Here is a 13,258-nt window from a genome sequence, read left to right on the forward strand (position 1 = left end):
TTCGAGGTCGCCGTCGACCTCCGCAACGCGAGCGACCGGACCGGAACGGAGGTCGTACAGGTTTTTCGAATCGGTGGGAACGCCGGGCCACGACGCTCGAGGCGGAACCAACGCCGAAAAACGCGCCGCCGATGGCCGGTTCGCACCGGCCGAGACGGTCGTCTTCGGGAGCGTCGCCCAAACGGGGGTCCGGAGGCACCCCGCCAGGTACGTTCGTTCGTGACGCCCGAGATGAGCGAAACGCTAACCGGATTCGGAAGTATTTATTATCCAGAATCAGAACTCGGTAAAGAGGTCAGGTAGCACACGGCGCAGAACGGACCAGACCATGATATTCGAAAACACATCCACAGTCGGTAGTATCGAGTGGCGTTTCACCCCGTCTCGGTATCGAGATGCGTCCCACCGGTATGGAGGGTTCAATGAGTAGCTCAGTGTCCGAATCTGACTCTCCACTCAAGGTCGCAACGTTACTGTTTGCGACGACCTTGGTTGCGCTCTCGGGCGCAATCGTCAATCCCGTGTTGCCGGCAATCGAAAGCGCGTTCCCGTCGGTTCCGAACGCGGGGACTTTGGCGCAGCTCGTCAGCACGCTGACTGGGCTAATCATCGCTATCTTCGCCCCGATAATCGGCGTGATAGTCGACCGATACGGTCGGAAAGCGGTGTTGGTCGGGTCGCTGGCGCTGTACGGAGTCGGACCATCACTGGCGTACGTCGCCGATTCGCTCTACGTAATTCTCGGGACGCGAGTCCTGCTCGGCATCGCCGTCGCCGGCATCATGGTGAGCAGTACGACGTTGATCGCTGACTACTACTCGGGCAAGCGCCGGGAGAAGGTGCTGGGCTGGCAGGGAGCCATCATGCCGTTCGGTGCAGCGGTCGCGGTGATCGCCGGCGGGGTCATCGCTGACCTCAACTGGCGGACTGCGTTCCTCACGTATCTCGTCGCCCTGCTCGTGCTCCCGGCGGTAGTCCGGTATATCGACGAACCGGACCGAGGAGATAAACAGCAGGCGGGGTCGATTCCAACGTGGACGGAGCTCCGAGAAATCCTGTCGACGCTCCCGCTCGCGTTCCTCGCGGCCCTCTATCTGATCATGTTTGCGGGGATGATCGGCTACAATCAGATTAACGTCGAGATTCCCTTCTATCTGCGGACGGTGACATCCGTCGGCGGACTGATGACCGGGGTCGCGCTCGCGGCGATGATGATTATCTCGGGGGTCGTCACGATGAACTTCGACCAAATCCGCGAGCGGTTCGACCCGGTCGTGATTCTGGTCGGCGTCTTCGTCGCGACGGGCGTCGGGTTCACCGTCACGAGCCTGACCACCAACTACTGGGCTATCGTCGTCGGAATCGTCATCGCGGGAACGGGACTCGGCCTGCTCCTCCCGACGACGAACTACTGGGTGTCCGCGCGGGTCGACGAGCAGTATCGCGGGCGGGCGCTCAGCGGCGTGACGACGACGCAGTTCCTCGGGATGTTTATCTCCCCGATAGCCGTCGCGCCGCTCATCGAGATGTTCGGAACCGGCCGAACCTTCCTCGTGCTCGGCGCGGTCGGGCTCGTGCTTGCCGGCGTCTTCGGCGCGATTGCCGTGCGCAACCAGTCTTCGCTGACCGAAGCGACGCCGGCCGGCTCGGACGGTTAGTCGCACGAGAGCGACGAGCGGGCGCGGATTGCTCCCGGCCGGGCGATAGCTGAGCGCAGTTGGCGCGGCCGCGACGGGACCGACCCGCTTGGACCCGTCCCGACCCGACCCGGCCCGACCCGACAGCGGTTCGGTCGGCCCGCTCCCTCGTTGGATGGTGTCCGCACAGCAACGTCGAGGGCGGACCGCCCGCGGAGAGGCGAGAGCGGTTCGTAGCGGTCTGCCGGAATGCAACAGAGAAAACCCGCCGCCGCGGAGATTACGGCTGGGCTGCATCGTTAGCTATTCGGGAGTAATATTGTAAATAAGATTGATTTCTATTGGTCGGCCGCGTAGCTGTCAGTCCGCGAACGGTGGAGACGCTCCGCTCGTGGTTTTCGGGCGTGAAACTGCGCTCGACAGGATTCTATCGATACGATCAGCTCGAAAACGGGGAGTAATCGAACGCATGCAGCCGAATGGGTCTGCAACTGTCGGAGTTCGGGTTCGCTGAAGACCGCGTGTCTCCGAGAGTCGGAAAGATGAACCGGCCAGCGTCGTCTCTTGCCGTCGAATCGATTGGCCGTCGAAGACGAGTTGAACCTAACTAATATTGTCCTTGATAAGCAAGTCACTATGATGAGTCGACGAGGGGTTCGTCGACTGTACTCTCTCCGTCGGCTTCGCTTTCGACGGGGTGTATCAGATGGGATAATTCGACGGTGAAGAACGGAACCGTGAGAAAAACGCGTTCGGCCGACGAGTACCTGCGGCGACGCGGCCGACGACACGGTGAAGATGTACTTGTCCTACAATACCGAGTTCGAGAACGGATACGGTCGGTGACCGGCGACGACGTGCCGGACCGACCGTGTCAGTCGCCCGAGACCCTTTCATCGAACTGGTCGATGGGAGTCGGAACTCCCGCCCGACTCAACGCTCGGGGAGGTAGATAATCTGCCGACACAATGCGCTAACGGGCCAGCATGAGACGGCCAGTGAGCCAAGAGGATTCCGACCTCGCTGACGACGGCTGCCGGCAGTGAGGTCAATTATCACCTGCACGCGGAATCCGCGCTCAACCGCCAACATCTGGCCGCGGTAGTGAATCGCCATTCGAACAACACTCCGTGACGCGTCGGCGCGACGGCGAGCGACGCGGGAGCCGAGACGGACCCGGTGGCTCGGCGGTCACCGACGAGGGAGAGACAGAAGCGCTGTCCGCTGTCCGAGGCTTTTTTTCGCCGTGGGGAGATGTTCGGGCATGGATGCAGACCCGCGCGAAGCAGTCGCAATCGACGCCGCGGAAGTGGGAGCCGACCACGCGTCGGCGCGTTTCAGAACCGAACTGGACATCGAACAGAAAGGCGACGCAATCGACCTCGTGACCGAGGTCGACCGCGAGACACAACGGCGCGTCATCGCGGCGATTCGAGAGCGGTTCCCCGACGACGCGGTCGTCGGCGAGGAGGACGACGAACTGAAGACCGTCCCCGAGTCGGGCTACGCGTGGATTATCGACCCGATAGACGGGACGCAGAACTACACGCGGGGGGCCCGCGAGTGGGTGACGAGCGTCGCCGTCGTCGAGAACCAGACGCCGATTGCGGCGGTGAACGTCTCGCCCGAGACGGGAGACACCTACGTCGCGACGGCGGCGCGCGTCGAGCGGAACGGCCGACCCATGACGGTCAGCGACGAATCGAACACCAGCGCCTTTCTCGTCTCCTCGACGCTCCGGTATCAGGTGGGCGACCGGCCGGGAATCGAACGGCTCTCGGGCGATATCTTCGGGACGTTCGGTGAGATGCGAAAGCTCGGGACGACGCAGCTGACGCTGTCGCGACTCGCCGACGGGTCGATAGACGCGGTCATCGGATTCGACGAACACCCGAACGCGTGGGACACGGTCGCGGGGGTCTACCTCGTCGAGCGGGCGGGCGGAACGGTGACCGACATCCACGGGAACGCCTGGGGACCGGGACAGCCCGGTCTCGTCGCGTCCAACGGGCACGCACACGACGAGGTGCTCGAAGCGGCGCAGGCGGCGTTCGAGGAGACCCGATAACGGCGCAAACGGCATCACGCGGCATCGCGCCGACCCAAACCGAGTCCGTGGCGACGTGGGCGTGACCGCGACCTCGACCCTGGGCCCCGACCGACTGAATTACACGGTTACGCCTGTAATGGAGATGCGGACGAGAGACCGACGACGACCGGGAACCGTCAGGCGACCGGGAAGGTATATCAACTCAAATATAGTTCTGAGCGCGGGAAGCCGCACAGGGGACCGACCTCGGACGGACGGCGCGGCCGCAGCGCGCCGACGGATGAGACGGCAAACGAGCCGGGTTGTTCACCCGCCGACGGATCTACTTAAACGTTCACGCGTCCGAAAACCGAGCCGAGATCGGTCGTCTCAGCCGCTCAGTCGCCCGTGAAACCGACTCTCACGCGTCTCGGAAGACTCGGCGTTCCTAACTTCCGAATACGTATATATGAACGAGCCGGTCACCCCGCAGCGGCCACGATGATTCCGACCCGCACAGGTCGTAATAATCATAGATAACCATGTTAACTATTGACAATCAAAGCGCGAGCACATAAACGTTCGACTCCGCGGAACGCTCGGAGCACCGACCAGTCGGGGAGTGTAACGGGTACGCGAGCGTGCAGCGCCGGTGTCGCGGCCGTCGCGAGGGCGACAGTAGTCGTGACGGAGGTACATCTTTAAGCCCAGACCGTAGATTCCCCTCCATGAATAGACACGACCCGTCCGGCGTGCTCAAGACGACAGCCGCCTCCTTGGCGCTCGTCGACCACATCCTCGAACTGGAGGGGGCCACGATGGGCGAACTGGTCGAGGCGACCGACCTCGCGAAGAGCACCGTCCACGCTCACCTCAAGACGCTCGCGGAGTACGGCTACGTCGTGAACGTCGACAACGAGTACCACCTCGGGGCGAAGTTCTGCCACCTCGGAGACTACGTCAGGACGCGCAAGGACTACTACCGCGTCGCCCAAGAGACCGTCTCGTGGCTCGACAGCGAGTCGTCGATGGACGCGGACTTCGCGGTCGAAGAACACGGTCGCATCGTCTCGCTGTACGGCGACCTCGAATTCGCCAACACGCCGCGCTTTCTCATCGACGGCAGCCCGTTTCACGTCCATACGACGTGTTCGGGCAAGGCGATTATCGCGGAGTACCCGGAGACGCGAGTGCGGGAAATCATCGACCGCTGGGGGCTGCCGGCGGCGACGGACGACTCCATCACGACCGAAGACGAACTGTTCGCGGAGTTGGCGACCGTCCGCGAGCAGGGCTACGCCGAAAACAGCGGCGAGGCGGTCGAGGGGTTTTGGGCCATCGGCAAAGCCGTGAAGTCGCCGCGAGGCGAGGTGTACGGGTCGCTGAATCTGAGCGGTCCCGCCTACGTCATCGACGAGGAGACGCGGGCGACGCAGGTCGAACTGCTCGAACGCGCAGCCGAGCGGTTCGAACAGGGCGTCGCGGAACTGTATCAGACCCAAGCGAACGAGCCGAACGAAGAGTGAAAACGAGGGCGAGAGGGTCGGTGAAGCCGTCGGGCGAAGGGGAATGCAGACGCGTTACGCCGGGACGTTTCCGGACGGGACGACGCCGTCGTCGGTCCAGCCGCGACGCTCGTAGTACGCGTCGAGCGCCGCCTCGAACCCGTCTAGCTCGTCGGCGTACGGGAGCGTGTCGTCGCCGCGGTCGAAGCCGCGCTGGTTGTTGAAGTGGCGTTCGAGCGTGACGATGCGGTCGCCGACGGCCAGCAGGTCCTCGAAATCGGCTCCGAACAGCATCTCGTAGCGTTCGGGCGTCATGAAGTCCCGCGAGAACTTGCAGACGATGCCGCTGTCGTTGAGCGCCATCTGGTTTTCCTTCTCGATGAGGCGCTTGGGTTTGCCCTCGAACCCCTCCGGCGGGTAGGCGTCGTCCTTGCCGACCAGCGGGTACTCCTGCGAGTAGAACACCGCGTACATGTGGTCCGCGCCGCGGTTGGCGACGGCGTACGACAGTCCCTGTCCGTGGAGGACGCGGCCCTCGTGGGCGGCGAAGTCCATCCCCTTGACCGTCCAGTTCTCCACGCCGAGGTCGTCGTGCACGCGGGCGATGCCCTCGGCGAGGTCGTCGCCGACGCCCTCACGGAGCGCGATTTTCTCCACGAGGTCGTGGATGAGGTCGGTGTTGCCGAACTCGTCTTCGCTGGCGAGGTAGGCCGCGACGGTGTTGCCGGCCGAGATGGCGTCGAGACCGTAGCGGTCGCACAGCTCGTTCGACTTCATCACTTCCACGATGTCGTCGACGCCGGAGTTCGACCCGAACGCCATGGTGACTTCGAACTCGGGCCCCTCGGTCTCGACGCCCGCCGCCTCGTCTCTCGTGGGGAGCTTACACGCGAACGCGCAGGCCGAGCAGGTTCCCTTCTTGTACTTCTTCTGCTCGATGGCGTCGCCGTTGATGCCCTCCGCGCCCTCGAAGTGACGCTCGGAGAAGTAGTACGACGGGAGGCCGTCCATCTCGTTGGCGAGGTCCAGCACGGCGACGGTCCCCTGCCGCTTCATGATGTGGTCGTCGGTGGCGGCCTCGCGGTGAATCTCCATCTGCGACGCCGGAATCTCGATGTCGGGCGCGGCATCGCCGCCGAACGTGAGCGCCTTCACGTTCTTCGACCCGAGGACGGCACCGAGGCCGCCGCGGCCGAACGCGCGCTCCTCGCTCGTCATGATGGAGGCGAAGCGCACGAGGTTCTCGCCGGCGGGGCCGACGACCATCGTCCGGTCGGCTTCGATATCGTGTTCGTCGTCGAGGTACGCGACCGTCTCGGGGACCGTCGCGCCGGCGAGGTCCGGGACGGCCTCGAACTCGACGCCCTCGTCTGTGACGTGGAGGACGACCAGTTCGTCGCTCACGCCCGCGAGTTCGACCGCCGAGTAGCCCGCGTCAGCGAAGTTCCGCGAGACGAACCCGCCGGCGTTCGACGAGCAGAGGCCGCCGGTCAAAGGCGAGACGCTGGTGCAGTTCGTGCGGCCGGTGAAGCTCATGTTCGACGCCTGCATCGGGCCGGTACTGAAGTACACCCGGTTGTCCGGGCTGAACGGGTCCACGTCGAAGGGAACGCGCTCGTGGGCGAGTCGAGTGGCGACCCCGCGCCCGCCGACGTAGGATTCGAGAATCCCGTCGATGTCTTCCGTCCGACTCGTCTCGTCCCCCAGGTCGACCGTGAGAAGCGGACCTTTTGCGTGTAACATTGGAAAAAGAAGGAGTTGCCTCGCACAAATCCATTGTGGTTACTGTTGTGTCGCTAACCAAATCACCGCGGGAGGTCGACTTCGAAACCGGATACTGTGTACGTTATCAATAGGAATCGTGGACAAATTATTTATGACTGTTCTGCATGGGTTGAGGCATGGTCGCAGACCCGCCGATTCACGAGTTGCACTTCGACGACGCGCCGAGCGTGGACGACGTTCCGGGGCCGAAGTCGACGCGACTCCTCGAAAAGCAACAGCGAATCGACAGCAGCGCCGTCTCGTACCCCGAAGACATCCCCATCGCGTTCGACAGCGGGAAGGGCGCGACGGTGCGCGACGCCGACGGCAATACCTTCATCGACATGTTCGCCGGTATCGGCGTGCTGAACGTCGGACACTCGAACCCGTACGTCCTCGAGGCGGTCCACGAGCAGACGGACAAGTTCGTCCACACCGTCGACTTCCCGACCGAGGCGCGGCTCGACCTCATCGAGAAGCTGGACGAAATCGCGCCCGCGGGACTGCGCGGGAACAACCGCGTCGTCTTCGGCGGTCCGACGGGGAGCGACGCCATCGAGGCGTCCATCAAACTCGCCAAGTACAACACCGAAGGGACCGGTCTCGTCGCCTTCCGCGGCGCGTACCACGGCGCGACGAGCGGCGCGATGAGCCTCACCGGCAACAAGAAGTTCAAGGGCGACTACTCGCCGCTCCTCCCCGACGTGGTCCACGCGCCCTACCCGAACACGGTCGAGATGGGTAAAGGCCCGCAGGAGGCGGTCGACCACTGTCTCGAAGAGGTCAAGGCCATCTTCGAGGACCCCTACGGCGGCCTCGCCAACCCGGCGGGCATCTTCGTCGAACCGATTCAGGGCGAAGGCGGCGTCGTCACCCCGCCGAAGGGATTCCTGAAGGGTCTCCGCGACATCGCCGACGACAACGACGTGCCGCTCGTGTTCGACGAGATTCAGAGCGGTCTCGGTCGCTCCGGCAAGTGGTGGGCGAGCGAGTGGTACGGCGTCACGCCGGACGTGATGACCTCGGCGAAGGCGCTCGGCGGGACCGGCTTCCCGCTGTCGGCGACCATCTACCACGAGGACCTCGACACGTGGGGGTCGGGCGACCACGCGGGCACGTACCGCGGCCACGTCGTCGGGATGCGCGCCGGCACCCGCGCCATCGAGTACATCCAGGAACACGACCTCCTCGCGCACGCCCGCGACCTCGGCCAGTACATCCGCGGCCGGCTCTCGGAGGTCGCGGAGGACAACCCCCGAATCGTGGACGTTCGCGGGAAGGGCCTGTTCATCGGCGCGGAGTTCGTCGACGCCGAGGGCAACCCCGACGGCGAGGCGGCCGACGCGCTCCAGCAGTACTGCTTCGAGCGCGGCGTACTGGTGTGGAAGGCCGGCCGGCACGGCAACATCCTGCGACTGCTCCCGCCGCTCGTGCTCACCCACGACCTCGCGGAGACGGCGCTCGACGTCATCACCGACGGCATCGAAGCGGTCACGGCCGAAACGCAACGAGTCTAACCACGGTCGAACACCACGATGCCACCCGAACGAGTCATCACGGACGACGCCCCGCGTACGGATAACCCCTACTCGCAGGGCGTCGTCGCCGGCGACACGCTCTACGTCTCGGGCTACGGCCCGGTCGACCCCGAGACGGGTGAGGAGATCGACGGCGACATCGAAGCACAGACCGACCGCGTGCTCGACAACATCGCGGCCGTCGTCTCCGAGGCCGGCGGCGACGGCCTCGACGACGCGGTGAAACTGACGGTGTACGTCACCGACCTCGACGACTACGAACGGGTGAACGAGGCGTACGGCGCGCGGTTCGACGAGGTGCCGCCGGCCCGCGTCTGCGTCGAGGTGGCGCGACTCCCCGGCGACGTGCGAGTCGAGATGGACGCGATAGCGTATCTCGGATAGGTCGCGGATGCGGGGACGGGGCGCGGGGACGCACCCGCGCGACCGCCGAGGTTCCGGGGACCGGCGACCCGCCGGTCAGTCGTTCAGGTCGTCGACTCGGCGGTCGCGCCGCTCGTTCGCGGCGTCGATTCGCTCGACGAACTCGGACATCTGCGCTTTCATGTCGGCGCGCAGGTCGGTCGCAGAGAAGTCGTCGGACTCCGCGAGGAGCCTGACGAACGCCTGTAACTCCTCGTCTGTGAGCTGGTCGAACGCGCCGCGTTCGAGCTTGTCGATGACGGCGTCGACGTCGATTTGGCCGACCGGTTCGACGTTGAAATCGACCGTGACCATCCGGTAGTCGGAGCCGGCCAGTTCCTGTTCGGCCTTGTTGACGCCCTCGGCGAGCATGTCCTTGAACGGGGTGTAGTAGCCCATCGTCCCGAGGTGGAGGAAGGCGAGCATGTCGGTGATGCCCCGCGTGTACGCCTCGCGGTCGGCGGCGTCGGGGTTGAACACCGTCTCGCGGTCGCGGTCTTCGAGCGACTCGAACAGGATGGTGAAATCGAGGATGGCGTTGCGGAGGCGTCGTCGAATCCGGTTTCGCTTCTGTTTTTTCGAGTGGTCGGTGTAGTCGGTCTTCCGGCCGAGCAGGAACTCGCGGTCGCTCGGCGTGAGGATGCCGCGGCCGCGGTCGGCGGCGTAGGCGAGGTCGTCGGTGCCGTCCGTTCCGTCGGCGTCGTTTGCCATATACAGAACGCGTGTACGAATTCGATTAAGCGTTACGAACGAACCGGAAATTCGGCCGATACGGGCCGGAAATCCGGGATTCCTCGGATTCAGTCTACAATTCGTGTGAGAACGCCGGGAGCGCGCGAACGAGGCGGCACCGTTCGGAGCGAAGCGCCCGGCCACGGCGCGACGACCAACCGAAATCGAACCGACCACCGATTTTTCGACCGTTTGTAAACGGATTCCGTTCTCGACGTCACCGATAACCACAAATTTTATGGTAATGTTTGCACTTGTCGTGACGTAAGACACCAGGTAGCATGGTGTCCGTCGGAGCGATAGCATGACAGACCACATTACAGCACACGGGTGCAACGGTCATCGTGGCGCACAGTTCGGGGCGCGGGCCTCGACCAGTCAGTCGGGAGGTGACGGCTCCGTGCGGACGGAGTCGAGAGGCGCGGTCACTCACGGGGGGTGTCGGCGGTGAGTTCCTCCAACGGCGCGGTCAGCGAGTTCCTCGACGAAATCGAGCCGGTGATATTCGCGTTCGGCGCGGCGATAACGCTGCTTTTCGTCGGCGCGTTCAGCCTCAATCCCGAAGGCTCCTACGAGTTCGTCCTCGGGATTCGCCGGTGGATTCTCGCGACGTTCAACTGGTTCTTCCTGATAGCGATGCTCGGGTTCGTCCTGTTCTTGGGCTTCGTCATCTTCGGGCCGTGGGGGAACCTGAAGCTCGGTGACGAGGACCCCGAGTACGGCTTCCTCTCGTACTTCGCGATGATGTACTCCGCCGGCCTCGCGGCGGGCATCGTCTTCTGGGGCCCCGCGGAGGCGCTGTTCCACTACTCGACGGTCCCGCCGCTGTACGGGGCCGAGGCCCAGTCCTCGGCGGCGATGCCGCTTGCGGTCCAGTACTCTATCTTCCATTGGAGTCTGACCCAGTGGTCGTGTTTCACCGTGATGGGTCTCGCCATCGGCTACTTCGTCTACAACTACGACGCGCCGCTTCGCGTGTCGGCGGTCCTGACGCCGATTCTCGGTGCGGACAACGTCGACGGCGCGATAGGGAAAACCGTCGATATCCTCGCCGTGTTCGCGACCCTCGGCGGCGTCGCAACCTCGCTGGGCTTCATCGGAAGCCAGTTCATCACCGGCCTGAACTTCCAGTGGGGAATCCAACTTGGCGACGTGGGAACCATCCTCGTCATCACGGGCATGGTCGTCATCTTCACCATCTCGTTAGTGCTGGGCGTCGACAAGGGGATTCGACGGCTCTCGAACTTCAACATGGTCGTGTTCGGCCTATTGATGCTCGCGACGCTGATATTCGGGCCGACCTTCCGCATCCTCGAACTCGGTACGCAGGCGACCGGCGGCTTCGTCGGTGACTTCTTCCAGATGAGCCTGTTCACGCAGGCCACCGCGACCAGCGCCAGTAAGTGGGTCAACGCGTGGACCGTCTTCTACTGGCTTTGGCCGCTCGCGTGGTCGCCCTTCGCGGGGCTGTTCATCGCCCGCATCTCGCGCGGTCGGAGCGTCCGCGAAGTCGCGTTCGCCGGCATCGGCGCGACCTCGCTCGCGACGGTCCCGTGGTTCGCCATCGTCGGCGGCGCGGGCGTCATCATGCAGCACACGGGCGCGGCGAACGTCCTCGGTCCGGTCTCGGAGTACGGCGAGGCGGTCTCGGGGTACGTCCTCTTCGGCAATCTCCCCATCGCCGGGCCGCTCCTCCTGTTCGCGTTCCTCGTGCTCGTGACGACGTTCTTCGTCACCTCGGCCGACTCCTCGACGCTCGCGGTGTCGATGATGACCACCGGCGGGAAAGAAGAGCCGTCCGCGCTCAACCGCATCTTCTGGGCCGTCCTCCAGGGCGCGGTCGCGTCCATCCTGATGGTCGTCGGCGGCGTGAACGCCTTGCAGTCCGCGGCGATTATCACGGGCGCGCCGTTCGCGATTATCTGCGTGATAGCGACGCTCGGACTCATCCGAACCTTCCAACAGGACTACGGCAGCCTCCTCCTCCAAGACGAGACGCGCCTCTGGGGGAAGTCGGAGTCGACCGGCGGGCAAGCGCCGGCCGTGAACGTCTCCAGCCACGACGACGACTGACGCCGAGTCCAGCCGACCGCAGTTCCGTCCCCGTCGCCGTCCGTCTCCGTTCTCTGCGCTCGGTTCCCATCGCGAGCGCCGCCGGCGCGGTCGATACGGCCGACGCGAATAGACCAACACGGTCGTCCCTGAGATACCAAGTTTTAATGTATGGCATTAACAAATCCTGTGTATGAATCGGGATACCGCAGAGCCGGACGCAGCAGCGCTGCCCGGACCCAACGCCGAGAAGTGGGTCGAGTTCCACCACGAACACGCCGCGCCCAGCGAGTACTCCCACGAGTTCGTCTGGGACGTGACCGCCGAGGCCGACGGCCCGTTCGTCACCGACGTGGACGGCAACGTCCTCTTGGACTTCACCTGTCACATCGGGGCCGCCCCGCTCGGCTACAACAACGAGAAGGTGCTGTCGAAACTCCGGGAGTTCGACCTCGTCGAGCCGATGAAAATCGCCGGGCAGGACATGTACTTCGGAGCCGGTCCGGACCCCGAGACGGCCGAGTTCCCCGGGGCGAGCCACCTGATGGACAAGCTCACCGACGTGTCCTCTCACTACGGGATGGACACGGTGTTCCTGTCGAACTCCGGGGCCGAAGCCGTCGAGAACGCGATGAAGATAACGCACGACCACGAGGCCCCCGCGAAGTACGGCTACGCCTTCGAGGGGAGTTTCCACGGCCGGACGCTCGGGACGCTCTCGCTCACGAAGTCGAAGGAGGTCTACACCCGCCACTATCCGCAGGTCGCGGGCATCGAGACGGTGCCGTTCTGCGCGGATTCGGGCTGTTCGGGGGACGACGACGCCTGCGACTGCGGCTTCTTCGCGGGCGACGGCTCGCGGTTGCGGAACTCCCTGTCGCCGGAGGGCGGCCACGTCAACCCCGACGAGGTCGCCTTCGCGATTCTCGAACCGATTCAGGGCGTCGGCGGCTACCGCTTCCCGAGCGAGGCGTTCATGGCCGAGGTGGGCGACGTCTGCGACACCTACGACATCCCGCTCGTCGTGGACGAGATTCAGTCGGGCGTCGGCCGCACCGGCGAGATGTGGGCCGCCGACCACTACCCCATCGAACCCGACGTCATCGCCAGCGCGAAGGGACTCCGCGTCGGCGCGACCGTCTCGCGGACCGACGTGTTCCCGACCGAGAAGAACCGCCTCGGGTCGACGTTCGGCGGCGGCGACCTGCTCGCGTCGATGCAGGGCGCGCTCACCCTCGACGCCATCGAGGAGTACGACCTGCTCGACAACGCGACCGAGCGCGGCCGGCAGGCGAGGGAACTCCTCGCCGACGACGCGCCCGACCACGTGGTCGACGTGCGCGGCAAGGGCCTGATGCTCGCCGTCGAGTTCGACACCAAGAAGCGCCGCGACGCCGTCGTCGAGGCGGCGCTCGACCGCGGCCTGCTCACCCTCGGCTGCGGGAAGAAGACGATTCGCCTCCTGCCCCCGCTCGACTCCACCGAGCGCGAAATCGAACTGGGCGTGGGTATCTTCTGCGAGGCGATGGACGCCGTGGCGACCGAAGCGGTCGCGTGAGGGTCGGCGTCGCCAGCGAACAGCACAGAAGAGATGCAGGC

General features: G+C 64.7%; 9 protein-coding genes. 7 read left to right on the forward strand and 2 right to left on the reverse strand.

All coding sequences use genetic code 11. The features are described from left to right. Window positions 1-422: 422 nt before the first annotated feature. The 3 genes from HVO_RS01230 to HVO_RS01240 all read left to right on the forward strand — a co-directional run bounded on the left by HVO_RS01230 (window position 423) and on the right by HVO_RS01240 (window position 5,192). A complete protein-coding gene (locus HVO_RS01230; RefSeq protein ID WP_069641594.1) occupies window positions 423-1,658 on the forward strand; it encodes an MFS transporter in 1,236 nt (411 codons plus the stop codon). Between the two features lie 1,243 nt (window positions 1,659-2,901). Next, window positions 2,902-3,705: an inositol monophosphatase family protein gene (locus HVO_RS01235; protein WP_004041284.1), complete on the forward strand. Its 804-nt coding sequence runs from the start codon at window positions 2,902-2,904 to the stop codon at window positions 3,703-3,705. A 689-nt stretch (window positions 3,706-4,394) separates the two neighbouring features. Then, window positions 4,395-5,192 carry an IclR family transcriptional regulator gene (locus HVO_RS01240; RefSeq protein ID WP_004041283.1) on the forward strand — a complete coding sequence of 266 codons (798 nt, stop codon included), beginning with the start codon at window positions 4,395-4,397 and terminating at the stop codon, window positions 5,190-5,192. Between the two features lie 54 nt (window positions 5,193-5,246). On the opposite strand, the gene HVO_RS01245 is transcribed toward HVO_RS01240, so the two are convergent. Then, window positions 5,247-6,914 (reverse strand): aldehyde ferredoxin oxidoreductase family protein, encoded by a 1,668-nt coding sequence (locus HVO_RS01245; protein WP_004041282.1) that lies wholly within the window; start codon window positions 6,912-6,914, stop codon window positions 5,247-5,249. A 158-nt stretch (window positions 6,915-7,072) separates the two neighbouring features. Here HVO_RS01245 and HVO_RS01250 point away from each other — a divergent pair, with 158 nt between their 5' ends. Together HVO_RS01250 and HVO_RS01255 are read left to right on the forward strand one after the other, a co-directional pair. Then, entirely contained in the window at window positions 7,073-8,452 is a 1,380-nt protein-coding gene (locus tag HVO_RS01250) for an aspartate aminotransferase family protein (RefSeq protein WP_004041281.1), read from the forward strand. A gap of 18 nt (window positions 8,453-8,470) precedes the next feature. Beyond that, window positions 8,471-8,857, forward strand: a complete 387-nt coding sequence (locus tag HVO_RS01255; RefSeq protein WP_004041280.1) for a Rid family detoxifying hydrolase — start codon at window positions 8,471-8,473, stop codon at window positions 8,855-8,857. 75 nt (window positions 8,858-8,932) lie between these two features. Here HVO_RS01255 and HVO_RS01260 read toward each other — a convergent pair whose 3' ends face one another. Then, window positions 8,933-9,586, reverse strand: a complete 654-nt coding sequence (locus tag HVO_RS01260) for a hypothetical protein (protein ID WP_004041279.1) — start codon at window positions 9,584-9,586, stop codon at window positions 8,933-8,935. Window positions 9,587-10,045: 459 nt separating this feature from the next. Here HVO_RS01260 and HVO_RS01265 point away from each other — a divergent pair, with 459 nt between their 5' ends. Together HVO_RS01265 and HVO_RS01270 are read left to right on the forward strand one after the other, a co-directional pair. Beyond that, on the forward strand, window positions 10,046-11,680 hold the full coding sequence (locus tag HVO_RS01265; RefSeq protein WP_004041278.1) for a BCCT family transporter: 1,635 nt from the start codon (window positions 10,046-10,048) through the stop codon (window positions 11,678-11,680). Between the two features lie 172 nt (window positions 11,681-11,852). Continuing rightward, entirely contained in the window at window positions 11,853-13,217 is a 1,365-nt protein-coding gene (locus tag HVO_RS01270; RefSeq protein WP_004041277.1) for an aminotransferase class III-fold pyridoxal phosphate-dependent enzyme, read from the forward strand. Window positions 13,218-13,258 lie beyond the last annotated feature (41 nt).

Source organism: Haloferax volcanii DS2 (genome assembly GCF_000025685.1).
In the GTDB taxonomy this organism is placed as follows: domain Archaea; phylum Halobacteriota; class Halobacteria; order Halobacteriales; family Haloferacaceae; genus Haloferax; species Haloferax volcanii.